Annotated in this window: 27 protein-coding genes; 7 read left to right on the forward strand and 20 right to left on the reverse strand. The window is 28.7% G+C overall.

Annotated features, from left to right (window positions below; genetic code table 11):
* Positions 1 to 54: 54 nt before the first annotated feature.
* From QML81_RS01205 to clpS, 8 genes are all read right to left on the reverse strand, one after another.
* On the reverse strand, positions 55 to 1,098 hold the full coding sequence (locus QML81_RS01205; protein WP_281951367.1) for an LptF/LptG family permease: 1,044 nt from the start codon (positions 1,096 to 1,098) through the stop codon (positions 55 to 57).
* Complete coding sequence (gene pth / locus QML81_RS01210) at positions 1,088 to 1,669, reverse strand: aminoacyl-tRNA hydrolase (RefSeq protein WP_281951368.1); 582 nt, start codon at positions 1,667 to 1,669, stop codon at positions 1,088 to 1,090. Before pth ends, QML81_RS01205 begins: the two co-directional genes overlap by 11 nt.
* Complete coding sequence (locus tag QML81_RS01215) at positions 1,669 to 2,205, reverse strand: 50S ribosomal protein L25/general stress protein Ctc (RefSeq protein WP_281951369.1); 537 nt, start codon at positions 2,203 to 2,205, stop codon at positions 1,669 to 1,671. The genes pth and QML81_RS01215 overlap by 1 nt, the downstream gene beginning before the upstream one ends.
* Before the next feature lie 58 nt (positions 2,206 to 2,263).
* A complete protein-coding gene (locus tag QML81_RS01220) occupies positions 2,264 to 3,430 on the reverse strand; it encodes a type IV pilus twitching motility protein PilT (protein WP_281951370.1) in 1,167 nt (388 codons plus the stop codon).
* A 3-nt stretch (positions 3,431 to 3,433) separates the two neighbouring features.
* Complete coding sequence (locus QML81_RS01225) at positions 3,434 to 4,417, reverse strand: transaldolase (protein ID WP_281951371.1); 984 nt, start codon at positions 4,415 to 4,417, stop codon at positions 3,434 to 3,436.
* Between the two features lie 228 nt (positions 4,418 to 4,645).
* Positions 4,646 to 5,335: a leucyl/phenylalanyl-tRNA--protein transferase gene (gene aat, locus QML81_RS01230; protein ID WP_345741144.1), complete on the reverse strand. Its 690-nt coding sequence runs from the start codon at positions 5,333 to 5,335 to the stop codon at positions 4,646 to 4,648.
* Complete coding sequence (clpA, locus tag QML81_RS01235; protein ID WP_345741149.1) at positions 5,332 to 7,521, reverse strand: ATP-dependent Clp protease ATP-binding subunit ClpA; 2,190 nt, start codon at positions 7,519 to 7,521, stop codon at positions 5,332 to 5,334. Before clpA ends, aat begins: the two co-directional genes overlap by 4 nt.
* The gene (gene clpS, locus QML81_RS01240; protein WP_281951374.1) at positions 7,521 to 7,820 is read right to left on the reverse strand and encodes an ATP-dependent Clp protease adapter ClpS; all 300 of its coding nucleotides are present in this window, start codon (positions 7,818 to 7,820) and stop codon (positions 7,521 to 7,523) included. Before clpS ends, clpA begins: the two co-directional genes overlap by 1 nt.
* Positions 7,821 to 7,921: 101 nt before the next feature.
* On the opposite strand from clpS, the gene bioD reads away from it, so the two are divergent.
* Positions 7,922 to 8,566 carry a dethiobiotin synthase gene (gene bioD, locus QML81_RS01245; RefSeq protein WP_281951375.1) on the forward strand — a complete coding sequence of 215 codons (645 nt, stop codon included), beginning with the start codon at positions 7,922 to 7,924 and terminating at the stop codon, positions 8,564 to 8,566.
* 51 nt (positions 8,567 to 8,617) lie between these two features.
* On the opposite strand, the gene QML81_RS01250 is transcribed toward bioD, so the two are convergent.
* Positions 8,618 to 9,109 (reverse strand): glycine zipper 2TM domain-containing protein, encoded by a 492-nt coding sequence (locus tag QML81_RS01250; RefSeq protein WP_281951376.1) that lies wholly within the window; start codon positions 9,107 to 9,109, stop codon positions 8,618 to 8,620.
* A gap of 74 nt (positions 9,110 to 9,183) precedes the next feature.
* On the opposite strand from QML81_RS01250, the gene QML81_RS01255 reads away from it, so the two are divergent.
* Positions 9,184 to 10,068: an aspartate carbamoyltransferase catalytic subunit gene (locus QML81_RS01255; protein ID WP_281951377.1), complete on the forward strand. Its 885-nt coding sequence runs from the start codon at positions 9,184 to 9,186 to the stop codon at positions 10,066 to 10,068.
* On the forward strand, positions 10,061 to 11,005 hold the full coding sequence (locus QML81_RS01260) for an aminodeoxychorismate synthase component I (RefSeq protein WP_281951378.1): 945 nt from the start codon (positions 10,061 to 10,063) through the stop codon (positions 11,003 to 11,005). Before QML81_RS01255 ends, QML81_RS01260 begins: the two co-directional genes overlap by 8 nt.
* Before the next feature lie 14 nt (positions 11,006 to 11,019).
* Here the strand turns inward: QML81_RS01260 and QML81_RS01265 are convergent, their stop codons facing one another.
* The 7 genes from QML81_RS01265 to QML81_RS01295 form a co-directional block, all read right to left on the reverse strand.
* Complete coding sequence (locus QML81_RS01265; protein WP_281951379.1) at positions 11,020 to 12,102, reverse strand: transporter; 1,083 nt, start codon at positions 12,100 to 12,102, stop codon at positions 11,020 to 11,022.
* Positions 12,103 to 12,164: 62 nt separating this feature from the next.
* The gene (locus QML81_RS01270; protein ID WP_281951380.1) at positions 12,165 to 12,878 is read right to left on the reverse strand and encodes a C39 family peptidase; all 714 of its coding nucleotides are present in this window, start codon (positions 12,876 to 12,878) and stop codon (positions 12,165 to 12,167) included.
* Positions 12,879 to 12,955: 77 nt separating this feature from the next.
* Positions 12,956 to 13,348, reverse strand: coding sequence for a hypothetical protein (locus QML81_RS01275; RefSeq protein WP_281951381.1), 393 nt, complete (start codon positions 13,346 to 13,348; stop codon positions 12,956 to 12,958).
* 9 nt (positions 13,349 to 13,357) lie between these two features.
* Positions 13,358 to 13,696, reverse strand: a complete 339-nt coding sequence (locus tag QML81_RS01280; protein ID WP_281951382.1) for a hypothetical protein — start codon at positions 13,694 to 13,696, stop codon at positions 13,358 to 13,360.
* A gap of 40 nt (positions 13,697 to 13,736) precedes the next feature.
* Positions 13,737 to 15,356 carry a hypothetical protein gene (locus QML81_RS01285; RefSeq protein WP_281951383.1) on the reverse strand — a complete coding sequence of 540 codons (1,620 nt, stop codon included), beginning with the start codon at positions 15,354 to 15,356 and terminating at the stop codon, positions 13,737 to 13,739.
* A 199-nt stretch (positions 15,357 to 15,555) separates the two neighbouring features.
* Positions 15,556 to 15,948 carry a hypothetical protein gene (locus QML81_RS01290; RefSeq protein ID WP_281951384.1) on the reverse strand — a complete coding sequence of 131 codons (393 nt, stop codon included), beginning with the start codon at positions 15,946 to 15,948 and terminating at the stop codon, positions 15,556 to 15,558.
* A gap of 39 nt (positions 15,949 to 15,987) precedes the next feature.
* Entirely contained in the window at positions 15,988 to 17,607 is a 1,620-nt protein-coding gene (locus QML81_RS01295; RefSeq protein WP_281951383.1) for a hypothetical protein, read from the reverse strand.
* Positions 17,608 to 17,828: 221 nt separating this feature from the next.
* Between QML81_RS01295 and QML81_RS01300 the strand changes: the two genes are divergently transcribed.
* Genes QML81_RS01300 through QML81_RS01310 form a run of 3 tightly spaced genes read left to right on the forward strand, consistent with a single transcriptional unit; the run spans position 17,829 to position 21,493 of the window.
* The gene (locus QML81_RS01300; RefSeq protein ID WP_281951385.1) at positions 17,829 to 18,902 is read left to right on the forward strand and encodes a sensor domain-containing diguanylate cyclase; all 1,074 of its coding nucleotides are present in this window, start codon (positions 17,829 to 17,831) and stop codon (positions 18,900 to 18,902) included.
* A 15-nt stretch (positions 18,903 to 18,917) separates the two neighbouring features.
* Entirely contained in the window at positions 18,918 to 21,080 is a 2,163-nt protein-coding gene (locus QML81_RS01305) for a cache domain-containing protein (RefSeq protein WP_281951386.1), read from the forward strand.
* Positions 21,080 to 21,493: a hypothetical protein gene (locus QML81_RS01310; protein WP_281951387.1), complete on the forward strand. Its 414-nt coding sequence runs from the start codon at positions 21,080 to 21,082 to the stop codon at positions 21,491 to 21,493. Before QML81_RS01305 ends, QML81_RS01310 begins: the two co-directional genes overlap by 1 nt.
* Before the next feature lies 1 nt (position 21,494).
* On the opposite strand, the gene QML81_RS01315 is transcribed toward QML81_RS01310, so the two are convergent.
* The 4 genes from QML81_RS01315 to upp are packed head-to-tail and all read right to left on the reverse strand — an operon-like array spanning position 21,495 to position 26,055.
* Positions 21,495 to 22,142 carry a response regulator transcription factor gene (locus QML81_RS01315; RefSeq protein ID WP_281951388.1) on the reverse strand — a complete coding sequence of 216 codons (648 nt, stop codon included), beginning with the start codon at positions 22,140 to 22,142 and terminating at the stop codon, positions 21,495 to 21,497.
* Positions 22,139 to 23,179 (reverse strand): ATP-binding response regulator, encoded by a 1,041-nt coding sequence (locus QML81_RS01320; protein ID WP_281951389.1) that lies wholly within the window; start codon positions 23,177 to 23,179, stop codon positions 22,139 to 22,141. Before QML81_RS01320 ends, QML81_RS01315 begins: the two co-directional genes overlap by 4 nt.
* The gene (locus tag QML81_RS01325; RefSeq protein ID WP_281951390.1) at positions 23,176 to 25,371 is read right to left on the reverse strand and encodes a PAS domain-containing hybrid sensor histidine kinase/response regulator; all 2,196 of its coding nucleotides are present in this window, start codon (positions 25,369 to 25,371) and stop codon (positions 23,176 to 23,178) included. Before QML81_RS01325 ends, QML81_RS01320 begins: the two co-directional genes overlap by 4 nt.
* Before the next feature lie 57 nt (positions 25,372 to 25,428).
* Entirely contained in the window at positions 25,429 to 26,055 is a 627-nt protein-coding gene (upp, locus tag QML81_RS01330; RefSeq protein WP_281951391.1) for a uracil phosphoribosyltransferase, read from the reverse strand.
* Positions 26,056 to 26,128: 73 nt separating this feature from the next.
* On the opposite strand from upp, the gene QML81_RS01335 reads away from it, so the two are divergent.
* Positions 26,129 to 26,521 carry a PA2779 family protein gene (locus tag QML81_RS01335; RefSeq protein ID WP_281951392.1) on the forward strand — a complete coding sequence of 131 codons (393 nt, stop codon included), beginning with the start codon at positions 26,129 to 26,131 and terminating at the stop codon, positions 26,519 to 26,521.

Below are 26,521 nucleotides of genomic sequence, written 5' to 3' on the forward strand. Positions count from 1 at the left end.
GGTCCCTTTAATTAAATAAAAATATAGTGGTGGGCTATTTTACCAAAAAGTGGATTAATATTTTTTATAAAAAAGTAAAGATATGATAAAAAGAGTAGATATAGGAAGTAAAGTAGTAATTTCTGGAATCAAAACTCCTGTAAATGAGAGTCTAACAAGAGCATATAAAACTCCCCATATTGATAATGAAAAAATTATTGCACCAAAACTAAAAATTGTTATACTTGCAATTCTTTGTGTAATTGGTACAAAATAAAAAAGTATAACCATTAAAAAAGGAGCAAAAAAAGGATATATTATTTGAGAATAAAGAACAGCTTTTATTTTTTGTATATTAATATTTTGCTCTTTTAAAAGTTTTATAGCCAAAATTGCATCTATAATACTAAAACTTGTTTTTCCTTCATATACTCTATCTAAAATTTTTGGTTTAAATCCTTGTAAAATATCTATATTTTTGCTTTTTAAAATTTTTAATTTTGGATTTTTATTATCTATTTTTTTAACAATAGTTGCATTTTCTATTTTCCAGCTATTATTTTTAAAAAAAGCACTTTTTGCCCTGATTATCTCTTCTAATTTATGATCTTTCATAAGAAATATTTTAATATCTTTAGCCTCTTTTCTAAAAGGATATAGTTTTTTAAAATATATATAATAATTATTATATTTAAAAAATAGATTTTGTGTAGCACTAGTTAGAAATTTATGTTTTTTTATATTATCTGCATTTTCATTAGCATAAGAAAAAGATGTTGTATGTAATAAAATATAAAATAATGTTATTAAAAATGATAAAACAAATAGAGGTTTTATAACACTTTTTTTATCATAGCCAATTGAATAAATTGCTACAAGTTCATTGGATCTAATTAATGAAATCTTTGTAGAGATCATTGCAAAAACAATTGTAATAGGCAATAAAATATCTATAGCATAAAAACTTTTATACAAAATATATAAAATCTGTAAGTTTGCTGAGTTTGGTAAAGATTTTGCATTTTGCAAAAAATCTAAACCAACAAAAAAAATAATTAAAGCAGATAAAATAATAAAAAAATATTTAATATATAAAAAAGATAGATATCTATTTAACATTATTCCTCTTTAAAACTATTCCTTTTTGACTAAACCTGCTTCTAACTTTATCCAAATCCTCTTTCGTTAACTCAATAACAGCAAGAGAAGCTTTCTTTATAATATCATCTAAATATTTTTTTTCCTCTTCATTAAAATCATTCAATACAAAATTTACTACTTGTGATTTATCTTTTGGTCTACCTATCCCAATTCGTACTCTAATATAATCATTTCCTATATGATTATCTATAGATTTTAAGCCATTATGTCCGCCACTGCTTCCACCTTTTTTAAATCTAATAGCTCCAAAAGGAAGATCTAAATCATCATGTATTACAATTATATTACTATTTTTAATCTTATAAAAATTTTTTACAGCTTTAACACTTTCGCCTGAGAGATTCATAAAAGTTGAGGGTTTTAGAAGAAGGATATCTTTTAACTTATAAAGTTCGCCTTTAAAATCTTTTTTTGAAATTGGAATAGGATTTAGATGGTTGACCAGATAGTCAACCACCATAAATCCAATATTGTGTCTATTGTTTTTATATTTTGGCCCAGGATTTCCAAGACCTACAACTAAAAACATTATTTAGCTTTTACAACACCTACTACTGCAACTCTATCAGGTATCATATGAGTAACACCTTCTGGCAACTCAATATCTCTTATAAGTATTGCATCACCAACATCTAAGTCCGTAACATCAAGAGTTATTGAGTCTGGAATATTTTCAATTGCACCTTTTACTTTGATTCTTCTTTTTGAAACTACAAGCACACCTTTATTTTTCAAACCTTTAGGTGTACCAACAGTTTTTATTGGAACCATATAGTAAGTAACTACACCAGGTTGTGCAACCATTAAATCAACATGTAAAAGATCATATGTCACTGGATCTTTTTGATAATCTTGCACAACAACATTTAACTCTTTATCACCAACTTTTACAGGGAATGCCAATTTTTCTTTATTTCTCACAGCTCTTATAAAATCACCCTTTTTAAAAGCTGCATTGATATTTTCAAAGCCTTTCCCATAAATATTGGCAATTAGATAACCATCTCGGCGAAGCTTTTTTGACTCTTTTTTGCCGATACTCTCTCTAATTATGCCTTCTAACATTACTCTTCCTTTTATTTGAATTGGAGGCGTATTATACTAAAAAAAATTTTAAGTTAAATTAAATTTTCAAATCTATAACATCACTATCTGATTCTCCAACAAAATTATCTTTTGCGTTAACTGTTTTATCTGAAAAACCTTCAATTTTCAGTTTCATATCTGCTCTACTAGTTGCATTATTCATTGCCTCTTCTTCATCTATTAGACCTTTTTTATATAGATCTAATAATGCTTGATCAAATGTTTGCATACCATAAATTTTACCCTCTTCTATGGCATCTGTTATCTCTATTTCTCTACCCTCTTCTATCATTGTTTCGATTCTCTTTGTTTTAAACATCAATTCAACTGCTGCAATTCGACCTTCATCTTTTCTTTTAACAAGTCTTTGTGATACAACTGCCTCTAAAACTGAGGCTAAAACTATTCTAATTCTATTTTGTTCTTCAGAAGGAAACATACTTATAACCCTATTTATTGTTTCTTTAACATCCAATGTATGAAGGGTTGAAAAAACAAGATGCCCAGTTTCAGCTGCATGTAAAGCCATCTCAATAGTTTCAAGATCTCTCATCTCGCCAACAAGGATAATATCAGGGTCTTCCCTTAGAGCAGACCTAAGTGCTCTTGAAAAACTTATAGTGTCTTGTCCTAAACTTCTTTGATTAACTATACATTTTTTATCTTTATGTACAAATTCTACTGGATCTTCTATAGTAATTATATGTTCTCTTCTATTTTTATTTATCTCATCAATTATTGCTGCAAGAGTTGTAGATTTACCACTTCCTGTAACACCTGTTACTAAAACAAGCCCTCTTGGAATCTGAGTAAGCTTATGGATAGATGCTGGAAGCATAAGTTCATCAATTGATTTTATTTTCACAGGTATTGTACGAAATACAGCAGATACTCCATCCATTTGAAAAAATATATTTACCCTAAATCTTGTATTCTCATCATAAATATATACTAAATCCACATCTTTATATTCAACCAACTCTTTAAATCTGCTTCTAAGTAACTCTTTTGCAAGAATTAATGCCTCATCTTTTGAGATAACTTCGCCAGAAAAAGGTACTATATCGCCATTTATTCTAGCTCTAATAATTGAATTAGCTTTTATATGTAAATCACTTCCACCCATATATACAAGTTTTTTAAGATATTTTCTTATTTTATTTGTTGTCTCAAAAGTAAGTTCTTCAATAGAAAAATTTTCCATAATCTACTCCAATTCTTTCATAATCTCATCAAAGGCATCTTTAAACGCAACTAATCCATCTTTTAATAGTTCATCATAAACTTTTTGCATATCGATACCACTATTTTTGAGATTTTCAAAAAAATTATCAATCTCTTCTTCCATTATCGGAAGTTTTACATCTTTTTTACCATATTTTACAAAAGATTTTATAGTTTCAATTGGAGCAGTATTGATACTATTTGGAGCAATAAGTTCTGAAATATAATAATATGGAGGATAATCATCTCCTTTTACTCCAGTGCTAGCAAAAAGAGCTCTTACATTTGGAAGAGCTCTTTTTTGAATGATATTGTAAATTTTTGCTGCATTTAAAATACCAACTTTTCCTTTTTCAATTCCTTTTTCTTCCAAAATCTTGTCAAGTTTTCTATCAAATCTGCTTACAAATATACTCAAAACTATATTTGGATTTTCTTTTGAATTTTTTAGACCCTCTTCTATTGCATCTAAACATTTTTGAGCATATTTTGGATCAAATATTAAAGTGGCATTTATATTTATCCCATCTTTTACAAGCTCTTTTATAGCTTCGCAACCTTCATCTGTTGCTGGAACTTTGATCATTAGATTTTTTCTATCTATCTCATTCCATAATTTTTTTGCCTCTTTTATTGTCTTTTCTGTATCATTTGCAAAATGAGGATCTACTTCAATGCTCACAAATCCATCATCATTTTTTTTATATAAAGGCTCCAAAATATCTGCTGCTTTTTTTATATCATATATAGCTAAAGCTTCATATTTTTCTTTAGGAGTCTTATCACTTAATTTTTTTAATTGTTCTTTATAAGCTGAAGAATTTAATATAGCATTTTTAAAAATTGCTGGATTACTTGTAGCTCCATTAACAATATTTTTTTCTATTAATTCTTTAAACTCATTATCTAAAAAATCTCTCTCTATAAAATCTGCCCAAATTGAAAATCTTATATCTTTTAAATACATTTTACTCCTTTAATTTGATATTAGTCTTTAGTATTTAGTCGCTAGTCGTTAGACATTGAAAACTTCAAACTTAAATTAACATTGAATATTGGGAAATAGTTTTCCTTCTACTTCAAAATTAACCAAAAATCTTCACTCGCTTTGCCTACGCTCATTTACAGCTTCACAGCTTCGCTGCTTACCTGCTTTTTCCCAATAACTAATAACTAATATACCAATGACTAATGACTAATTCCATTTCCCTACTTTTCCGGGTTTTTGCATTGCAATTTCAAGTTCATCTAAAAATCTATTTCTATCTATTTCAATAGCACCCATTCTTTTTAGATGATCACTTGGTATTTGACAATCAATAAAATCAAATTCAAACTTTTTTGAAATCTCTACAAGTTTTACAAGAGCAACTTTGCTTGCATCACTCACTTTGCTAAACATGGATTCTCCAAAAAAAGCAGCCCCAAGACTAATTCCATAAAGCCCTCCAACTAACTCACTATCTTTATAAACTTCAATGGAGTGAGCAAAACCCATCTCATGAAGATTTACAAAAGCTTCAATGATTTCAGGTAATATCCATGTTCCTTCTTGATTTTTTCTTTTAATCTGAGAGCAGTTTTTAATAACCTCATAAAAATTCGTATCAACTTTTATTTCAAAAATATTTTTTTTGAGAGTTTTTTTAAGACTTCTTGATATTTTAAGACTATCTGGATATAAAACAAATCTTGGATCTGGAGACCACCATAGAATTGGATCGCCTTCACTATACCAAGGAAAAATTCCTTTTTTATATGCACTTAGTAATCTATTGGGGCTTAAATCTCCTCCAAAGGCTACAAGGCCTTCTTTGGAGGAGTATCTTGGATCGGGGAAAATATAGGAGTATTTATCAATTTTTGATATTATCAATTCTCTCATTTGATTTTAAATTCAAGTTTTTCTTTTTTTGTATCTATAGTAACTTCTCCGCCATGTTTTAATTTACCAAATAGTATCTCATTTGTCAGCGGAGTTTTTATCTCATCACTTATTAGTCTTGCAAGAGGTCTTGCACCAAGCTCTTCGCTATATCCTTTTTGAGCAAGATATTTTTTTGCTCTTTTTGTCAATTTTATAACTATATTTTTTGATTCAAGCTGCTCATTTAGCTCATTTATAAATTTATCAACTATTCCTTCAACAATATCCAAGCTCAATGGCTTAAATCTAATTATTGCATCAAGTCTATTTCTAAATTCAGGTGTAAAAAACTGTTTCAAAGCCTCATCAAATTTGCTTACAGACTCTTTTTTAAATCCCATAACATTTGCTTCAGTTGCACCAACATTTGATGTCATTATAAGAATTACATGTTTAAAATCTGCAACATTTCCATAATTATCAGTAAGTGTTGCATTATCCATTACCTGCAACAAAATATTTATAAGATCTGGATGAGCTTTTTCAATCTCATCTAAAAGCAATACTGTATGAGGATGCTTTCTAATTGTTTCAGTTAATAATCCACCTTCTTCATAGCCCACATATCCAGGAGGCGCACCTATTAGTCTTGATACAGCATGTTTTTCCATATATTCACTCATATCAAATCTTTCAAAATGAACACCAAGTGTTCTTGCCAACTCACGTGCTAATTCAGTTTTTCCAACACCAGTTGGTCCAACAAATAAAAATGAACCAATTGGTTTATTTGGAGGATTTAGTCCAGCTCTACTTCTTTTTATAGCCATTGATATTCTATCAATTGCCTCTTTTTGTCCAAGAACACCTTTTTGTAATCTTTCTTCAAGATTTTCCAAAATTTCAATATCATCTTTTGTAACTCTAGCTGGTGGAAGATTTAGCATTCTCGCTATTACATCTTCAATATCATTTGAAGTTACAACACTTCTTTTTTTCTTTCTTAGATGAAAACTCGCTCCCACCTCATCTATAAGATCTATTGCTTTATCAGGTAGCTGTCTATCATTGATATATTTATCTGACAGTTCAACTGCGCTTCTCAAAGCATTTATCGTATATCTCACATTATGATGTTTTTCATATTTTTCTTTTAAACCTTTTAATATTTTAAAACTTGTCTCAAGGTCTGGCTCTTTCACATCAACTTTTGCAAATCTTCGGCTCAAAGCTCTATCTTTTTCCAAAAAGTTTCTAAATTCAGAGTATGTAGTTGCACCAATACATTTTATCGCTCCGCTTGCCAGAGCTGGTTTTAACAGGTTTGATGCATCCATACTTCCACCTTGAGTTGCACCTGCTCCCACAAGAGTATGAATCTCGTCAATAAAAACAATCGAGTTTTTTTTCTGCTTTAACTCCTCTAAAACACCTTTCAATCTTTTCTCAAAATCACCTCTATATTTTGTTCCTGCAAGAAGTGAGCCCATATCAAGAGAGTAAAGTGTTGCTCCTCTTAAAACATCTGGTATCTCATTATTTGCAATTTTTATAGCTATCCCCTCTGCAATTGCTGTTTTTCCAACTCCTGGCTCACCCACTAAAAGAGGATTGTTTTTCTTTCTTCTACATAAAATTTGCAATACTCTTTCAATCTCTTTATCTCTTCCAATAACTGGATCAATTTTTCCTTTTTTTGCTTCTTTTACAAGGTTTTGTGTAAATTTTCCAAGATATGTTTCTTCTTCCTCTTCCTCTTGTTCAACAACTTCACCCTCATGTACAGGATGAGAAATAGCTTCTAAAATATCAACTTTTTTAATACCTTGCTCTTTTAAAAGATATACACTATATGAGTGCTCCTCATCAAAAATAGCTGCTAACAGATCACCAACTGTTGCCTCTTTCTTTTCTGCACTTTGAATGTGTCTAATCATATTTTCTATAACACGTGATAGAGCAACTGTCTCAAATGGCTCTCTAACAACATCGGCTGGCAAAGGCTTAAGTGTATTTTTTAAATGCTCTTCTAATTTTTCTTTTAAAATTTCAATATTTGCACCAACATTTTTCAATATTCTTTGCCCCTCTTTATTTGAGAGAAGTGCTAAAAAGATATGTTCAACAGTTAAATATTCATGTCTGTTTTGTTTAGCAAGTTTTACTGCTTCTTTAAAAATTGTGTTTAATTCATTACTTATCATCATAATTCCTCCATTATTGCCTTTAACGGAAAATCGTTTGCACGGGCTCGTCTATGAACCTCATCAATCTTTGTTTCCGCTATTTCATATGTATATACTCCGCAAAGACCTTTGCCGTTTTTATGAACAAGTAACATAATCTGTACAGCTTCTTCATAACTTTTATGAAAAATATCGCATAAAATCTCTACTACAAAATCCATAGTTGTATAATCATCATTTAATAAAAATACTTTATAGAGTTTTGGCTCCTTTGTTTTTGTTATCTCTTTTGTTTGTGTATCTTTTTTTACTGCCAATTTTAACCTCTATACTCAATATTTATTATTTTATAATAGCATACTTTAAAACTATTTGCCACCTATTTTGTTAAAATTCCATAAAAAGGCAAAGGTCTAATATGAGCAAAAGAGTTTTTATTACAGCTACAAACACCGGCATTGGTAAAACATTTACCACATTATCTCTTTTACAAGAGTGTGAAACTTTAGGTATCAAAGCCGGAGTTTTTAAGCCAATCGAAACGGGAGTAGCGCAAATTTGTAATGATGGTACCAAACTTTTAGAAAAATGTCAAGAGTTTAATAATAATTTTAGGAAATTTATGGTAGGGGACATAGTTCCATATAGATTTACTCTTCCAGCAGCCCCATATGTGGCTAAAAAAGATATCAAAATTGACATAGATTTTTTACTTGAAAAAATAGACATTTTAGAAAAAGAGTGCGATGTTTTATTTATTGAAGGCGCTGGTGGATTAATGGTACCTGTAGAAAAAGATATTTTTATGATTGATTTAATAAAAATATTTGATTCAACTACTCTTTTGGTAACTCCAAGCCGTCTTGGCTGTATTAATGATACTTTATTATCTATAGAGGCATTAAAAAGAAGGGATATCAATTTTGAATGGTGTGTAAATTTATATGAAGATAAAGATAGTTTTTATGAAGTTACTTTCCCTTTTTATAAAGACTATTTTGAAGAAATTTTAATATTGCAAAATGATAGAAAAAAGATATTGGAGAGATTGTTGAGTAGTTAAAATAGTTGAGTGGTTAAAATAGTTGAGTAGTTAAACTACTCAACTACTCAATTAATATTCAATAGTTACTCTTACTTTTATCTCTTTTAGCGGAGTTGAGCTATATTTTACTATCTCTTGTCCATTAAATGTTGCATAATTTTTATATTCAATTATTCTCTCTTTGCTCTCTTGATATCTTGTTCTACATCTTTTAACTATCTGATAGCCTGGTCTTGCCTGTCTTTCAGCCAAAGATTTCCCAACAATTGTTCCAACAATAGCACCACCTATAGTTGCAGCAGTTTTTCCACTTCCTTTTCCTATCTGATGACCTAAAATCCCTCCAGCAACGCCACCTATTAATGCTCCAACTGTTCCCTCATTGCCACTTTCAGATACAGGAACTTCTTCTTCCCAGCACTCTTGATAAGGAACTCTTTTTGTTATGATTCTATATATTTTTTCACTTTTATATACAGGGAGATATTCAGTATATGAAAATATTTCAGCAAAACTAGATACTGCAAATATCATCATAACCATTAAAGCAAACTTTTTCATTTGAGCTCCTTTTGGTAAACTATATTTAACATATTTTATTATAAAATATTGCAATTTCCAAACAGGAGTAATTTTTGGCAAAACATCTTTTACAAACGGGAGATCTAACAAAAGAAGAGATTGAAGAGATATTTGATGATGCAAAAGATTTTCTTATTAAAAAACCAAAAAGCTTATTAAAAAACAAGCTTATAATTACTATATTTTTTGAAAGCTCTACAAGAACAAGAAGCTCTTTTGAAGTGGCAGCAAAAAGGCTTGGAGCTGAAGTTGTAAGTTTGGATGTATCAAGAAGCTCTACAAAAAAAGGAGAAACTTTATATGATACTGCAGCAAATCTTGATGCAATGGGACCAAATGCAATAGTTGTGAGACATGCTCATGCTGGAGTTCCAAATATTTTGGCAAAGTATGTAAACTGTTCTTTGATTAATGGCGGTGATGGAGCTCATGCTCATCCAACTCAGGCTCTTTTAGATCTTTTTACAATAAAAAAATATTTAGGCGATGTAAAAAACAGAAAAATAGCTATAGTTGGAGATATTAAAAATTCTCGAGTTGCAAACTCTAATATATCTTTACTTAAAAGATTTGGTATGGATATAACACTGGTAGCACCGCCTCATTTTCTGCCAAAAAGAGATGATGTAAAGATGAGCTACTCTTTAAAAAAAATTATAGATGAAGTGGATGTGATTATGAGTCTTAGAACTCAAACAGAAAGACATAAACTCCCTTTTTATGCAAGTTTGAAAGATTATGCAAGCGATTTTTGTATAACAAAAGATTTAATAAAAGATAAAGATATTATTATCCTTCATCCTGGACCTGTTCACAGAAACATTGATATTAGCGATGAGGTTTTGGCTGATCCTAGATGCAAAGTATTAGAACAGGTAAAAAATGGTGTTGCAGTTAGAATGGCAGTTTTGAAAAAGCTAATAATGGAAAATGGATAAGATCTCTTTTTTAGCTTCAAAAAAGATACCTTTTTTATTTGTTATTGATTTTGAAGGTAAAAATATTTTTGCTGAAGAGATAGACTCTTTAAAAGATATCTATTTTCAAATAGAAGATATTAAAAATTTCTCATCAAAAAATATTAAAACAAAACCAAAAATTTTAAAAAAAGAGTCAATAGATTGTGAAAAATATAAAAAAGCTTTTTTCAAAGTTCAAGAAGAGATAAAAAAGGGAAATACATATCTATTAAATCTCACCTTTCCAACAAAAATTAAGATAAATGCAGATCTTTTAGATATATTTTATGCTTCAAAAGCAAGATTTAAATTATATTTTAAAGATAGATTTGTCTGCTTCTCTCCAGAGAGATTTATAAAAATAGAAAATAACAAAATTTATACATATCCTATGAAAGGAACAATAGATGCAAAACTACCAAATGCCAAAAAAAAGATTTTAAACAATGAAAAAGAGATGGCAGAGCATATAATGGTTGTAGATCTGCTTAGAAATGATCTATCTATGGTTTCAAAAAATGTAAAAGTTAAAAGATTTAGATATATTGAAAAGATAAAAGCTGGTGAAAAAGAGCTTTTACAAGTTAGTAGTGAAATAGAAGGAGAGCTTCAAAAAAACTGGAGAGAAAATCTTGGGAGTTTACTTAAAAAACTACTGCCTGCTGGAAGTATCAGCGGAACACCAAAAAGAAAAACAGTAGAAATTATAAAAGAGGTTGAAGGATATAAAAGAGGCTTTTTTACAGGAGTTTTTGGCATATATGATGGAGAAAATCTTGATAGTGCTGTTATGATAAGATATATTGAAAAAGATAAAGCTGGATACATTTATAAGAGCGGAGGCGGGATAACAATAGATAGCAATTTAATAGATGAATATAAAGAGATGATAGATAAGGTTTATATACCGATTTAACCGGCAAAAGCCGATTAAAATCTTATAGGATATCTCACTTCAAATACAAAATCTGGTGCATCCGAAGTTAGACCCATTCCAAGATTGAAGTTTAATGAACTATTTTCAGATAGTGCCCAACCAGCTGTTAATTTAAATATACCAGAATTTAAGTTTGTATTTGTAACTTTCTTTTTCCCCTCTTCAGCAGTCCAAATATAAGTTGACATTGTCAAATCATCTTGAAATTGAAAGCCAAGAGAAAAATTGTAAGAAACCGCATAAGAAAATCCCATAACTATAGAGATGGTATCGCCAGCATCAACTTTTTCTAACCCATGTTTTTTAGGTGGGGTAGAAGCATTTTTATCATCATCTATATAATATGTTTTATCAACATTCTCTTTTATATTATATGCATAAGAAATACCACCAAAAACAACAACTGGATCTATTGTTTTTGCAAGATTTACACCAAACTTGACTGCATAATAACCGCTTCCTAAAGGGAGATCTTGCATCTCACCATTTTCATCAACATCGATATCAAATGGGCTTTTTCCATTTTTAAATTTAAAACTCAAATTTGTAATAACTGCAGGTCTAGTATCTGTTTCTCTTATTGGCTGATAACTAAGTCCTACACTAATATCACCCAGACCAAATTGATCTTGTGTTTTTTCCTCTTCTTCATTACCAGAACCTGTTGTACCAATTTTTGAATATCTATCATGTCTATATATTATAGGTACAGATATCTCACCTTGAAGATTATCCAAAAATCCATATCTTAGTGTCATAGTGTCACTAAAAATGTGTCTTCTAATATTTTCTACACCAAATTCACCAACTGTTAAAAATACTGGATCAAGTATTGCAAAACTTGCTAGAAAAATCTGATTTGCAGAGTTATATGTCCAAGAGAAGTTATTTTCAAACTCTTTTTGACCCTTTTTTAATAGTATATAGTCTCTTTCAAACTGGCTTAAAACCTCTTTTGGCTGAGACTCTTTTTTTAATGCCTCTTTTAGCTCTTTTTTAGTTGGTTCCGAAGCAAATAAAGAACTAGTGAGCAATAAAGATGAAACTAATATAACTGCAAACTTTTTTATCCCCATATAATCTCCCTTAATTAAGATTTTACATATTTTAACCTAAATAAAATTTTTTAATTCTTAAATTAAAACTCTTTAGGGGACCTAAACATTTGAATCTGCTGATTTAATAGTAAACTTCTTAATTTTTCTGAATTGACCATTATTTCATCTTCTTTACTTATTTTAAGTTTATTATCTATTTTTTTACTTTTTGGTTCTATTATAAGTGCAATATTTCTAAACCATATTTTTTTAAATTCACTTATTGATACTATAGTATTTCCTAAAGCTGGATCAGCTAAAAAAACTCTACCTTTATATACTCCTCTAAAGACAACAAAATGTTTATATTTCCCAAGTACTATTGCTACTATAGCTGGTTTTCCAAGTTCAACAAGGCCCTCAATATCTGTTTTATATCCTAAAACTTTATAACCTTTCGCATTAGCAAATTTTTTAATATCTAAAAGAGAAAATCCTCTATTTTTTATAATATTTCTCTTATTTCCATATTTAAACAATCCTTCAACTGCTTCTTTTTCACTTATTGGATCATTTAGGTAAAAATTAAAAAGTGTAGCGCAAGTGGCAGAACCGCAGCTAAAATCAAATTTCTGTTTTATAACATTTTTTGATTTTATCTCATCTTGAGATTTAACTTTTGGCCTTATCATTATTGAGCCAAAACCTGTATTTATGTAAACTGGTACTGTTGCATGTTTAAGTTTTTTATTTTCTGCATTTCCTATGTTTATAATGAAAAAGAGTATTATAATAGCCTTTAAAAATTCTCTCATAATGGCCACCTTTTATTTTTTTATATTATATACATAAAAAATGCAGAAATATTGCAGAAGATAGGACTTCTGCTTTATCATTTAACTGCAGCATTTAGTATATTATTTACATTTATGCCGCCACCTAAATGTGAATTTAATACTATAACTATATTTATAGGAACATTCACTGCAGAATTGACAGCATTTACTGGTACAAATGCATTTTGTTGTGCATTCCCGCTTATCATTAGCGAATCTAGCATATTAAAATGTCTTGCATTTATCTGTACAAAATCTGTACTTACTCCACCATTACTACTTGGCAAAGAAGCACTATTTATAGCACTATCTATTGTTTGAAAATTCATAACAAAACCTTGAGCTGAAATACTCTCTAGCTCATTATCATTTGCCAACTCTATACTGCCAGCATTTGCACCTATTATACATATTGCTGCAGTTATTATGGAGGCTATTAGCTTTCTCATGTCATACCTTTATTTTTTTGAAGATTTAACAACATCTCCACAAACTTGATATAAAATCACACCTTTTTCATAATTGCCCCATTTAAATCTAATATTTATATATCCGTCAGCTTTTTTAGAATAAACTTTTCTAACTTTTTGAATAGAAGCAGTTAAGGCTCTGTTTAAAACTTTCATAACATCTTTTTTATTTTTGATTTTGATCAAATATCCATAACATATATTATCTATTACTTTATAGGATGTAAATCCACCATTACCAAATGAAACAGCAAAATATTTAGTAGATGCATTAATACTACCTGTTAAAATAGCTAAAAATAAAATTAGTTTTAGAAATCTGAGCATATTTATCTCCTTATAAAGCCAAGGGGAGTCCCCTTAGCTATTAATAGTTAACTGCAGTTTGGATATTTGTTTGAGTCAATGTTCCGCTATATCCATTTACTAATCCCATAACATTTTGACCAACATTAACTGCAGATCCAGCCGCATTTGTTAGAGCCATTCCCATTGCATTTGCTTGTGCATTATCATTTAGTTGAACAGAACCATTATTTGCATGAACTTCGCCATAATTTAGATCAAACAAGATATCTGTATCAACATTTATCTCAAGTCCAAGTTGTCCATTTATGCTTCCATCTTCTGCATATTGATTATTTACTTGAGTAACATCACCACCACTGCTATCGATAATGCCTGCAACATTTTGTCCAACGTTAACTGCACTTGAAGCACTGTTTGTTACAGCCATTCCTCTAACAAACATTTGTGCAGCATCATTTAATTGAACAGATCCGTTATTCATATTTTGTCTATCAATATCAATGCTTATACCTGGGTCATCAACATCAAGGTCAACTTGTAATCCACCTTGACCGTTAACTCCATAATTTACAGCTTCTTGATGATTTTTTTGAGTTATATCATTTGGAATAGCTTGAGTTGTAGAATCAACTACTCCAACAACATTTTGTCCAACATTTGCCGCACTGCTTGCTGCATTTGTTATTGCCATTCCAGCTGCATTAAATTGAGCATTATCATTTAATTGAGTAGAACCATTATTGATATTTTGTCTATCTAAATCAACATTGAAAGCATATACTTGTACATCAACATCGCCTTGAGCAGCTAATTGAGCATTAATTCCATTGTTTTCAGCATATTGTCTGTTTCTTTGTTCTATATCATCTACGCTGCTATCAACAACACCAAGAACATTTTGACCAACATTAGCAGCACTTGAAGCGCTATTTGTAAGAGCCATTCCTCTTGCAAATGCTTGTGCATTGTCATTTAATTGAACTGATCCATTATTTATATTTTGTCTATCAAAATCATAACTTCCCCACCACCATGTATCTATATTTACATCTACATCAGCTTGAAGAGCAAGTTGACCATTTACTCCATCTTGAACAGCAGTTTGAGAATTTACTTGTGTTACATCATGAGTATCCATAACATCAGTGCTATTAACTAATCCAGCAACATTTTGTCCAACATTTGCCGCACTGCTTGCTGCATTTGTTACAGCCATTCCAGCAACACTCTCTTGTGCATTGTCATTTAACTGAGCTGATCCGTTATTGATATTTTGTACATCAGCTAAAATACCAAACCATAAGCTGTAATCAACATCAAGCTGTCCAGCTAATTGACCGCTTGCCTCAGAATTTTCAGCATTTTGTCTGTTAGTCTGGCTTATTTCACCCCAACTAAAAGTATCTGTAACACCTGCAACATTTTGTCCAACGTTAACTGCACTTGAAGCACTGTTTGTTACAGCCATTCCAGCTGCACCAATTTGAGCATTATCGTTTAATTGAACTGAGTCATTATTTATATTTTGTTCACTTCCACCAGCTACTTGAGCAGCAACTTGAAAACCTTGAGCACTAACTCCACCTAATGCATCATCGCTTAATACTTCCGCCATTACCATTGGTGAAGATACCATTCCAGCTAATAATGCAGCCGCTAAAATCTTTCTTCCTCTCATCTCATCCTCCTTCTGTTTTTTAGGTCTTTCAACCCTCACATTGAAATTATTGCAAAGAAGATTGCAGATAAATTGCAGTTTATAAATTAATTTAAATAATGGAAGTAAGAATAGAAATAAGTATTTTGATATTAAATTTTAAGAATTTTAAAATGAAGTTAAATGAAGATATAAAGCAGAAGATAGGACTTCTGCTTTATTATTTAACTGCAGCATTTAGTATATTGTTTACATTTATGCCGCCACCTAAATGTGAATTTAATACTATAACTATATTTATAGGAACATTCACTGCAGAATTGACAGCATTTACTGGTACAAATGCATTTTGTTGTGCATTCCCGCTTATCATTAGCGAATCTAGCATATTAAAATGTCTTGCATTTATCTGTACAAAATCTGTACTTACTCCACCATTACTACTTGGCAAAGAAGCACTATTTATAGCACTATCTATTGTTTGAAAATTCATAACAAAACCTTGAGCTGAAACACTCTCTAGCTCATTATCATTTGCCAATTCTATACTGCCAGCATTTGCACCTATTATACATATTGCTGCAGTTATTATGGAGGCTATTAGCTTTCTCATGTTTTCCCTCCTTTGAGCCAAGGGGAGTCCCCTTAGCTATTAATAGTTAACTGCAGTTTGGATATTTGTTTGAGTCAATGTTCCGCTATATCCATTTACTAATCCCATAACATTTTGACCAACATTAACTGCAGATCCAGCCGCATTTGTTAGAGCCATTCCCATTGCATTTGCTTGTGCATTATCATTTAGTTGAACAGAACCATTATTTGCATGAACTTCGCCATAATTTAGATCAAACAAGATATCTGTATCAACATTTATCTCAAGTCCAAGTTGTCCATTTATGCTTCCATCTTCTGCATATTGATTATTTACTTGAGTAACATCACCACCACTGCTATCGATAATGCCTGCAACATTTTGTCCAACGTTAACTGCACTTGAAGCACTGTTTGTTACAGCCATTCCTCTAACAAACATTTGTGCAGCATCATTTAATTGAACAGATCCGTTATTCATATTTTGTCTATCAATATCAATGCTTATACCTGGGTCATCAACATCAAGGTCAACTTGTAATCCACCTTGACCGTTAACTCCATAATTTACAGCTTCTTGATGATTTTTTTGAGTTATATCATTTGGAATAGCTTGAGTTGTAGAATCAACTACTCCAACAACATTTTGTCCAACATTTGCCGCACTGCTTGCTGCATTTGTTATTGCCATTCCAGCTGCATTAAATTGAGCATTATCATTTAATTGAGTAGAACCATTATTGATATTTTGTCTATCTAAATCAACATTGAAAGCATATACTTGTACATCAACATCGCCTTGAGCAGCTAATTGAGCATTAATTCCATTGTTTTCAGCATATTGTCTGTTTCTTTGTTCTATATCATCTACGCTGCTATCAACAACACCAAGAACATTTTGACCAACATTAGCAGCACTTGAAGCGCTATTTGTAAGAGCCATTCCTCTTGCAAATGCTTGTGCATTGTCATTTAATTGAACTGATCCATTATTTATATTTTGTCTATCAAAATCATAACTTCCCCACCACCATGTATCTATATTTACATCTACATCAGCTTGAAGAGCAAGTTGACCATTTACTCCATCTTGAACAGCAGTTTGAGAATTTACTTGTGTTACATCATGAGTATCCATAACATCAGTGCTATTAACTAATCCAGCAACATTTTGTCCAACATTTGCCGCACTGCTTGCTGCATTTGTTACAGCCATTCCAGCAACACTCTCTTGTGCATTGTCATTTAACTGAGCTGATCCGTTATTGATATTTTGTACATCAGCTAAAATACCAAACCATAAGCTGTAATCAACATCAAGCTGTCCAGCTAATTGACCGCTTGCCTCAGAATTTTCAGCATTTTGTCTGTTAGTCTGGCTTATTTCACCCCAACTAAAAGTATCTGTAACACCTGCAACATTTTGTCCAACGTTAACTGCACTTGAAGCACTGTTTGTTACAGCCATTCCAGCTGCACCAATTTGAGCATTATCGTTTAATTGAACTGAGTCATTATTTATATTTTGTTCACTTCCACCAGCTACTTGAGCAGCAACTTGAAAACCTTGAGCACTAACTCCACCTAATGCATCATCGCTTAATACTTCCGCCATTACCATTGGTGAAGATACCATTCCAGCTAATAATGCAGCCGCTAAAATCTTTCTTCCTCTCATCTCATCCTCCTTCTGTTTTTTAGGTCTTTCAACCCTCACATTGAAATTATTGCAAAGAAGATTGCAGATAAATTGCAGAAATATATATTTTTCAAATTAATTTTTAAAAATTATTTTTTTTGTAAAAAATATATTATTTATTTTAATGTATATACAAAATTTTCTGCAATTTATCTGCAATCTTTTTATTTACAATTAAATATACGATTAAAGGAGCGGTTATGGAACAATTTGCCCATTTCACAAACTCTTCTATAACAAACAGCCAAAATCTTGGCAATTCTCTTCTGGATGAAATCCGATACTTCTTTCAAAGGCTCTCTTTTAAAAGACCTCCTGATTCTTTTACAAAAAATGGGCAAATGACAAAGAAAAAAACCGCTCCTATTTCTAAAAATGAACTTTTGAATAGTGAAGTTTTTATGGAGATATTTGATTTTTGTAATGAGCTTATTTATATAAAAGATTTAAATTTTAGATATATATGGTTCAATAATAAATTTAAAAAAATTTTTTTAGAAAAAGTATCAGATATTAAAAAAATAGATGATTTTGATATTTTTGATTATGATTTTGCATACAAATTAAAAAAAACTGAAAGATATGTTGTTTTAAATAAAACACCTGCATTATTTGATTATAACTATTTAGATAAATTTTATCATATAAAAATTGTTCCTATAAAAAAAGATAATATTCTTATAGGTATTGCTGGAATCATCGAAGATAGAACAGAATTTAAAAGAAAAGTAGATGATTTGTTAGAATTAAATGAATACCTAAAAAAAAGATGTACAATTTTTGAAAACTTATCAATGATAGACCCATTAACTCAAGTATATAACAAAAGAAAATTCAATAACATATTAGAAAAAGAGATAGAAAGAGCAAAAAGATATAATGAACCTTTATCTTTAATCTTATTCGATATAGATAATTTTAAAAATATAAACGATAAATATGGGCATTTAACAGGAGATATTGTATTAAAATCAATAATTGATTCGGTAAAGTCTAATATTAGAAAAATTGATATCCTATCTAGAATCGGTGGTGATGAATTTGCAATAATTGTTCCAAATACAAATATTGAAAATTCAATCAATCTTGCAAGAAAATTAAATAGTGATATTGAAAAAATAAAAATTAAAAATATAAAAGAGAAAATTAGCTGTAGTTTTGGGGTGGCTGAGTATAAAAAAAATGAAAATTTTACAGATTTTTTTAAAAGAGCTGATAATGCTTTATATAAATCAAAAAAAGAGGGAAAAAATAGGATATCATTTATAAAATAAAAATTAGAGGATAAAATGAAATATTTTAATGAGGAAAAACTTCCTCTTTTAAATTTTATAAGTAATATATTTATTATATTTTTATTAATGATATCCATAGGATATATTTTAATAATAAAAGAGTATAACGATTTTAAAATCAAATCGAAAAATATAGAAAATGAATTTAAAGAAGAGTATAGAAAAAGATTAAAAACAGAAGTTGATAGGGTTGTTGACTATATAAACTACTATAAATCTCAAACTGAATATAGACTAAAAAATGAGATAAAAAATAGAGTTTATCAAGCCAATGATATTGCCACATATATATACAACAAATATAAAAATTTAGAAGATTCAAAAAAAATAAAATCAAGAATAAAAGATGCATTACTTCCTATTAGATGGCGAAATGGTTATAGTTACTTATGGATAGTTGATACAAATGGAACTGCTGTACTTTTTCCAATTAATCCAAATATTGAAAATCAAAATATTATTGATTATAAAGATGCAAATGGAAGATATATATTAAAAGAGGCAAAAAATATTGTTTTAAATCAAAATGAAGGATATATAACAAAAATATTTGTTACTCCTCCAAATAAAAAAGAGCTTTTTGAGCAAATAGCCTTTGTAAAACTTTTTAAACCTTTCAATTGGATAATAGGAACTGGCGAAACCTTAAATGATATAGAAAAAGATATAAAACAAGAGATTTTAAAAAGAGTTTATTATATGAGATTTAACAAAGAGGGTTATTTTGGTGTAATAGATTTTGAAGGAAATATTTTATGTCATCCTTTTATAAAAAGAGGTACAAATATATTAAAAACAGACAATAAAAAGTATAAAAAAATTGGTGAAAAACTTATAGAAATAGGCAAACAAGGTGGTTTTTTGACATATGACTTCAGAAAATTAACATCAAACAAAATTGCAAAAAAACTTACATACACAAAATCTATAAAAGATTGGGGATGGATAGTTTATGCAGGAATTTATCTGGATGATTTGCAAAAAAAGATTTTGGATAAACAAAAAGAACTTGAAAAAGAGTTAAATGAGAAAATAAAAATACTTCTTTTTATATTTGGATCCTTTTCTTTACTTGCTCTTTTATTATCATTAGCTTTTTCTAATAAACTTAATGCAATTTTTGAAAATTATAGAAAAAAGATAGAGTATAGAACAAAAAGACTTGAAAAATTGAATGAAGAGTTAAAAGAGAAAGAGAAGCAAGCACAAGCTGCAAGTAAAGCAAAAACTATATTTATTTCAAATATATCCCATGATATAAGAACACCTTTAAATGCTATACTTGGTTATGCACAAATTCTTAATAAAGATGTAAATTTAGATGAGATTCAAAAAGAGAAAATAAATAAAATATTAAAACATGGAAACTATCTGCTTGAACTTTTAGATGATATTATAGAAATATCAAAAATAGAAACTGGGAAAATTGGTATAAATGAAGAAAATTTTGATCTTAAAAAATTTTTAGAAAATATTAAGGAAATGTATGAGGATAAAGCAAAATCAAAAGGACTTAAATGGGACGTAATAGGAATACCCAAAAAAGAGACTTTTGTTAAAGGTGATAAGAAAAAACTTTTTAGAGTTTTGATAAATCTTTTAAGTAATGCTTTTAAATATACAGATTCTGGAGAGATAAAATTAATAATCACTCCTAAAGAAAATAATGTGTATGAGTTTTCTATAATTGATACAGGTATTGGTATAGAAAAAGAGGAACAAAAAAACATATTTGAAATATTTACACAAGCAAAATCTGGGCAAGAAAGAGGAGGTAAAGGTCTTGGTTTATCAATAGCATACAAATATATAAAATTAATGGGTGGGGAGTTAAAACTTGAATCTGAGCCAAGAAAAGGAAGCAAATTCTATTTTGAAATAAAACTAAAACCATCAATAGAAAAAAAACAAGAAATTAAAAAGAGTGAAGAAAATTATAAAAAACAAAATATTGAAAATATTTCAAATAAATTTACCATAGAAAAAAAATTAAAAGAAAAAATTATAAATTTAGCAAAAATGGGAAATATAACAAATCTTAAAAAAGAGATAACCAATATAGAAAATCAAAATTTAAAAAATAGGCTTTTTGAATATATTAATAGCTTTGATTTAGAAAATTTGATACTTTTTTTAAATAGCATAAAGGAGAAATGATGCTGATTTTAGAAAAAGAAAAAAGTATTTTTACTAAATTAAAAGATATTTTGGAAATAGAAAATTATAAATTTTATAGATATAAAATCCCTTTTTGTTTATTGATAATTGAGTGTAGAGAAAAAAACTGCTTACATTTAATAAAAGCTCATATTAGAAAAACAGACACTTCTATAAAACTAAACAAAAATCTTTATGGAATTATATTTAGATATATAGATATTAAAAATGGTGGCCATAAAGCAGCTGAAAATCTTATCCATTACCTTGAAAAAAATATAACTACAACTGTTTATGGAGGATTATCTTGCAGTGATGAAAATATGGGGAATATAATAAATAGAGCATTATTTGCATTAAAAAAAGCAAAAAATAAAAATTTTTCAAATATAGAAGATGATTATCTTTTTTAACTTATTTTATAATATATCCTACTCCTCTGACATTTTGGATAATTTTATTACCTATTTTTTTTCTAATATCTCTAATATGGCTCGAGATGGTTTTATAATCAATTAATTCATCTCCATATACAAAGTCAGCAATTGTGTCAAAAGTTACAACATTTCCTCTATTTTTTAAAAGAATATATAAAATATCATTCTGTTTTTTTGAAAGAATAACTGGTTCTTTATTTTTAAAAAGAGTTCTTGAATCAAAATTGTATTCACACTCTTCATCTATTTTAATGTTATCTTCTTTATGAAATTTTGATAAAATATTTTCCATTCTAAGTTCTAACTCGGCAAGCTCAAAGGGCTTTTTGATATAATCACTTGCCCCCATTTTAAAAGCTTTTTTTATATTTTCAATATCTGAATAAGCACTTATAAAAATAACAGGGGTATTTATATGTTTGCTTTTTATATACTCTAAAATCTCATAACCATTATAATTTGGCACATTTATATCCAATATAAAAAAATCATAATCATAAAGATTTGCGTTATCTAAAAGCTCTTCTCCATCAGCAAAAGCATCAACTTTATAACCTTTTAATTCAAAATATTTTTTTATATGTTTTCTTAAAAGATGGTCATCTTCTAACAAAAGTATTCTCATTCAGTTTCTCTTTTAAAACAGTATTCAAAAGTAGTTAAACCATTTTGAGAATCTACATCAACTAATACATCATTTTTTTTACATATCATTCTAACTATGTCTAAACCTAAACCTAATCCAATCTCATTATCATCTTCTCTATATAGCATATTAAATATTTTATCAAGATTTTTTATAGTTTTTCCTTTATCAGTTACAGATATGCATACCCTATCATCTTTATCAAAAAGCTCTATATCTATAGTACTTTTTTCATCACCATATTTTAATGCGTTAGAGATTGTATTATCTAAGATTCTTTGTAATTCGGTAGGATTTATATAAATAACTGGATTTTTAGAATTATATTTTGTTTTAAAATTCATCTCTTTTGTTTTAGCAATAACATTAAAATATTTAATTCTATTTTCTATCATATTTTTTATATTTACAGGCTCTGGTTCAAAACTATATATCTCTTTTTTTAATGAATAGTATATATCTTCATAAACTGTATGCAATGAGCGAGATGCAGCTTTAATACTTTGTAGATATTCTGTATCGCCATATTCTAAAATCTGCATTTCAACTGCAGTATCTATAACACTTAAAGGAGTATATATCTCATGAAAAGCTTTTTTTATCAAATCATTCATAGCAAGTATCATTTTACTTGTATGAAGATGAGTTTTTACTCTTGCTAAAACTTCCAAATGGTTAAAAGGCTTACTTATATAATCAACTCCTCCAATTTCAAAAGCTTTAACTTTATCTTCTGGACTATTTAATGCAGATAGAAAAATAATTGGAATATCCTTAAGTTCAACATTTTCTTTGATTTTTTTACAAGTTTCATAGCCATCAATGCCTGGCATCATTATATCAAGTAAAATCAAATCTGGCTTTATCTTTGGGGCTATTTCAAGGGCTTTTTCTCCTGAAGTTGCAACAAATATCTGATACCCTACAGGTTCTAAAGTTTCCATTAAAAGTGCCAAGTTTTCGGGTGTATCATCAACCAGCAATATTTTTGGCTTTATCTGTACATTTTCATTCATTTTTGCCTTTCATTTTTTAATTCTTTAATAATTTTATCAAGTTCAAAATTTCTAAGATATCTACTTAAAGTCTCTTTTATTTCATCATTTCCAATCTCATCTATTAACTTTCTAAGTTCAGAAATATTTCCTATCTGAGCTAATGAAATGATTTGATTTTTTAGATTTTCATCAATTTTTTCAAAGCTTTTCTCTTTTTTTCCAATTTTTTTTGTCTCTTTTGCAAAAAGGTCTGGAAAATATTTTAAAAAGACTTTATCAAGATCAGATATTTGAAAAGGCTTGGTTATATCATCATTAAAAACATTATATAGATAGCTATTTTTATAAAAGAATGAAGAAGCGGACAATGAAACTATTTTAGCATTTTTATCGATATTTTTTATATCTTTAGCCGCTTCCACACCATTTTTATTTGGCATTTTTATATCCATGAAGATTAAATCTGGCCTATTTTTTTCAAAAAGCTCTACTGCTTCATTTCCATCTTTTGCTTCAATAACTTCTATACCTTTTTGCTCTAAAATATCTTTTAGTACGATTCTATTATCTTCTATATCATCAGCAATTAAAACTTTTAATTTTTTTCCATTTTTTAAATTTAAACCATTATCAAAAGACTCATCAGATAATAATTTTACTTTTTTTATTTCTCCACAAGGAATTTCAAAGAAAAATCTTGTACCTTCGCCTACTTTTGATTCTACTGTTAAATTTCCTCCTAATAGCTTAACATTACTATTTGCTATCGCAAGACCAAGCCCTGTACCTCCTCTTTTATAACCCTCTTCATTTTGAATAAATGGCTCAAAAATCTTTTCTAAAAGCTCTTTTTCTATACCAATTCCAGTATCTTTTACTTCAAAATAGCAAATATTATTATTTTTATATTTAAAAATAAGCTCCACTTTTCCTTTCTCTGTAAACTTTATCGCATTGCCTATGAGATTTAATAAAATATGAAAAAGTTTTGTTTTATCAGTATAAACAACAAGTTCTTCTTTTGGCATACCTTTAATTTTCCAGCCAATGTTTTTATTTTCAGCTCTTACTTTAAAAATTTGAAAAAGACTTTTAAACATATTTGTTAAATTAAACTCAACTAAATTTACTTTATTTTTTCCCATTTCCATTTTTGTAATATCAAGAATATCATTTATCAAATCAAGTAGATGACCGCCTGCAATAAGTATGGATTCAACCATTCTTTTTTGTCTATCATTAAGTGAGCTTTCATTTTTTAAAATTTGAGAATAACCTAAAATCGCATTTAAAAGTGTTCTAATTTCATGTGAAATATTAGATAAAAATATACTTCTTGCTCTATTTGCCTCTTCTGCCTCTTTTTTTGCTTGTTCTGCTTTTGCTTTAAGCTCTTCAGCAATTCTTTTCTGTTTTAATAGTTTTTTTTGATACTTTTCTCTATCTGTTACATCTATATCAAAACCTAATAAATATGCACCATCCTCATCATCAATGTATATAGCATGTTCATCAAGATATTTTGTTTCTCCATTAGGTTTTTTTATTCTATATGTAATTTTATAATTTTCTTTTTCTTTTATTGAATTATCAAATACATGTGATACAAAAATCTTATCCTCTATTGCTACCATATCACTTTTTGGAAGAATTTCTGGAGTGTCTTTTCTTTTATCTAGACCTAAAATCTCAAACATCTCATCACTCCAGTACACCTTCATATCTTCCAGTCTTATCTCCCATATGCCGATTTTTGCTTCTTTTTGAATAAGCTTAAAATATTGTTCTATTTTTTTGGTAAAGTCTTCTATTCCTAATTCTTGTTGCATAGATTTTTCAATTAAATTTTTAAGATCTTTTTTGCCATTTTTAATTCTCATGAGAATCAAACATTCCGAATTTAATTTAAATCTTATTGATTCTATTTGAGTCTCTATTTTTGCTCCATTTTGTAATTTAAAATTGACATTGCATTCAACTATATTATCACTTTTTACAATTTTATCTAAGCAAATTTCAATTTTGGATTTATTATTTTTATCTAAAAAATTTAAAAAACTTTTTCTAACAATATTCTCAGCAGAATATCCCAATAAATTTTTTACTTTTTCACTTAAAGAGAGTATTGTAAAATCAGGTTTTAATATAAATATATGGTCATTAGAATTTTTTAATATATTTAGAAGATAGTTTAATTTTTTATTTTCCAAAAAAACCTCTTTTATCTATTTTTTATTTATTATATCTTAATGTTTATACCAATTTAATTAAACTGTATTGAAAGCCCTATCTCCTGCATCTCCAATCCCTGGAATAATATATTTTTTATCATTTAATTTCTCATCAATTTGAGCGATATAAATATCAATATCAGGATGTGATTTTGAGACATAATAAAGCCCCTCTTTTACACCAACAACATTTAAAGTTATAATTTTTTTTGGCTTTTCCTTTTTTATCTCTGCTACAGCATCATGAAGTGATCCACCAGTTGCCACCATTGGATCTAAAATTATGGCAGTTTTTCCTTCAAGATTTGGTACTCTTTTATAATATAAAATAGATTTAAATGTTGTTTCATCCCTTTTCATTGCTAAAAAACCAGCCTTTGATAAAGGCATAATCTCTATAATTCCATCAAGCATAGGCAGTCCAGCTCTAAGTATAGGTATAAAAACATAATTTTCTTCTGGCAAAAATCCAAACTCTTTTTTTCCTATCCAAGTTTCAATCTCTCTTGTTTCAAGCTTTTCACTTTTTAATGCTTCAAATAGCAATATTTTCGCAATTGCTCCAACATATTTTCTAAAAAGATTACTATCTAAATTTATATCTCTTATTTTATTTACCAGGTCTTTTATAAGAGGATGGGTAGATTCATAAACATTTTGCATTATAAATCCTTTAAATATTTTTAACTATTTATATGATAACATTTATCTATAAAATCTAAATAAAGGATTTAATATGAAAAGCAAATTCTCAAAAATTGTTTTATCAGCTATGATTGGTTTATCTATTTTTACAAATACCACTTATGCTTCCTTTGTATCTACGCAAGCAGTTGTTGAAAAAAATCTTTTTAATATAGAGCAAAAAAGAGAAAAAATAAAAGCATTTATGCAAAGAAAAGATGTTATTAAAAAATTTGAAGCAATGGGAATTGATCCAAAAGATGCTCAAAAAAGAGTTGCATCTTTGAGTGATGAAGAGATTGAAAAGATTTCAAAAAATATAGATAATATGCCAGCTGGCGGTAATGCAATAATTGGTGCTATTGTTTTAATATTTTTGGTTCTTTTGATTACAGATATTTTGGGATACACAAAAGTATTTACATTTACAAAACCTATTCAATAA

The organism is Nitrosophilus kaiyonis, from assembly GCF_027943725.1.
In the GTDB taxonomy this organism is placed as follows: Bacteria; Campylobacterota; Campylobacteria; order Campylobacterales; family Nitratiruptoraceae; genus Nitrosophilus_A; species Nitrosophilus_A kaiyonis.

Excerpts from the sequence above, each read along its gene's own strand:
- QML81_RS01205 (WP_281951367.1), bottom strand. The coding sequence starts at position 1,098 with ATGTTAAATAGATATCTATCTTTTTTATATATTAAATATTTTTTTATT.
- pth (WP_281951368.1), bottom strand. The coding sequence starts at position 1,669 with ATGTTTTTAGTTGTAGGTCTTGGAAATCCTGGGCCAAAATATAAAAAC.
- QML81_RS01215 (WP_281951369.1), bottom strand. The coding sequence starts at position 2,205 with ATGTTAGAAGGCATAATTAGAGAGAGTATCGGCAAAAAAGAGTCAAAA.
- QML81_RS01220 (WP_281951370.1), bottom strand. The coding sequence starts at position 3,430 with ATGGAAAATTTTTCTATTGAAGAACTTACTTTTGAGACAACAAATAAA.
- QML81_RS01225 (WP_281951371.1), bottom strand. The coding sequence starts at position 4,417 with ATGTATTTAAAAGATATAAGATTTTCAATTTGGGCAGATTTTATAGAG.
- aat (WP_345741144.1), bottom strand. The coding sequence starts at position 5,335 with ATGAGAGAATTGATAATATCAAAAATTGATAAATACTCCTATATTTTC.
- clpA (WP_345741149.1), bottom strand. The coding sequence starts at position 7,521 with ATGATAAGTAATGAATTAAACACAATTTTTAAAGAAGCAGTAAAACTT.
- bioD (WP_281951375.1), top strand. The coding sequence starts at position 7,922 with ATGAGCAAAAGAGTTTTTATTACAGCTACAAACACCGGCATTGGTAAA.
- QML81_RS01250 (WP_281951376.1), bottom strand. The coding sequence starts at position 9,109 with ATGAAAAAGTTTGCTTTAATGGTTATGATGATATTTGCAGTATCTAGT.
- QML81_RS01260 (WP_281951378.1), top strand. The coding sequence starts at position 10,061 with ATGGATAAGATCTCTTTTTTAGCTTCAAAAAAGATACCTTTTTTATTT.
- QML81_RS01265 (WP_281951379.1), bottom strand. The coding sequence starts at position 12,102 with ATGGGGATAAAAAAGTTTGCAGTTATATTAGTTTCATCTTTATTGCTC.
- QML81_RS01270 (WP_281951380.1), bottom strand. The coding sequence starts at position 12,878 with ATGAGAGAATTTTTAAAGGCTATTATAATACTCTTTTTCATTATAAAC.
- QML81_RS01275 (WP_281951381.1), bottom strand. The coding sequence starts at position 13,348 with ATGAGAAAGCTAATAGCCTCCATAATAACTGCAGCAATATGTATAATA.
- QML81_RS01280 (WP_281951382.1), bottom strand. The coding sequence starts at position 13,696 with ATGCTCAGATTTCTAAAACTAATTTTATTTTTAGCTATTTTAACAGGT.
- QML81_RS01285 (WP_281951383.1), bottom strand. The coding sequence starts at position 15,356 with ATGAGAGGAAGAAAGATTTTAGCGGCTGCATTATTAGCTGGAATGGTA.
- QML81_RS01290 (WP_281951384.1), bottom strand. The coding sequence starts at position 15,948 with ATGAGAAAGCTAATAGCCTCCATAATAACTGCAGCAATATGTATAATA.
- QML81_RS01295 (WP_281951383.1), bottom strand. The coding sequence starts at position 17,607 with ATGAGAGGAAGAAAGATTTTAGCGGCTGCATTATTAGCTGGAATGGTA.
- QML81_RS01300 (WP_281951385.1), top strand. The coding sequence starts at position 17,829 with ATGGAACAATTTGCCCATTTCACAAACTCTTCTATAACAAACAGCCAA.
- QML81_RS01305 (WP_281951386.1), top strand. The coding sequence starts at position 18,918 with ATGAAATATTTTAATGAGGAAAAACTTCCTCTTTTAAATTTTATAAGT.
- QML81_RS01310 (WP_281951387.1), top strand. The coding sequence starts at position 21,080 with ATGCTGATTTTAGAAAAAGAAAAAAGTATTTTTACTAAATTAAAAGAT.
- QML81_RS01315 (WP_281951388.1), bottom strand. The coding sequence starts at position 22,142 with ATGAGAATACTTTTGTTAGAAGATGACCATCTTTTAAGAAAACATATA.
- QML81_RS01320 (WP_281951389.1), bottom strand. The coding sequence starts at position 23,179 with ATGAATGAAAATGTACAGATAAAGCCAAAAATATTGCTGGTTGATGAT.
- upp (WP_281951391.1), bottom strand. The coding sequence starts at position 26,055 with ATGCAAAATGTTTATGAATCTACCCATCCTCTTATAAAAGACCTGGTA.
- QML81_RS01335 (WP_281951392.1), top strand. The coding sequence starts at position 26,129 with ATGAAAAGCAAATTCTCAAAAATTGTTTTATCAGCTATGATTGGTTTA.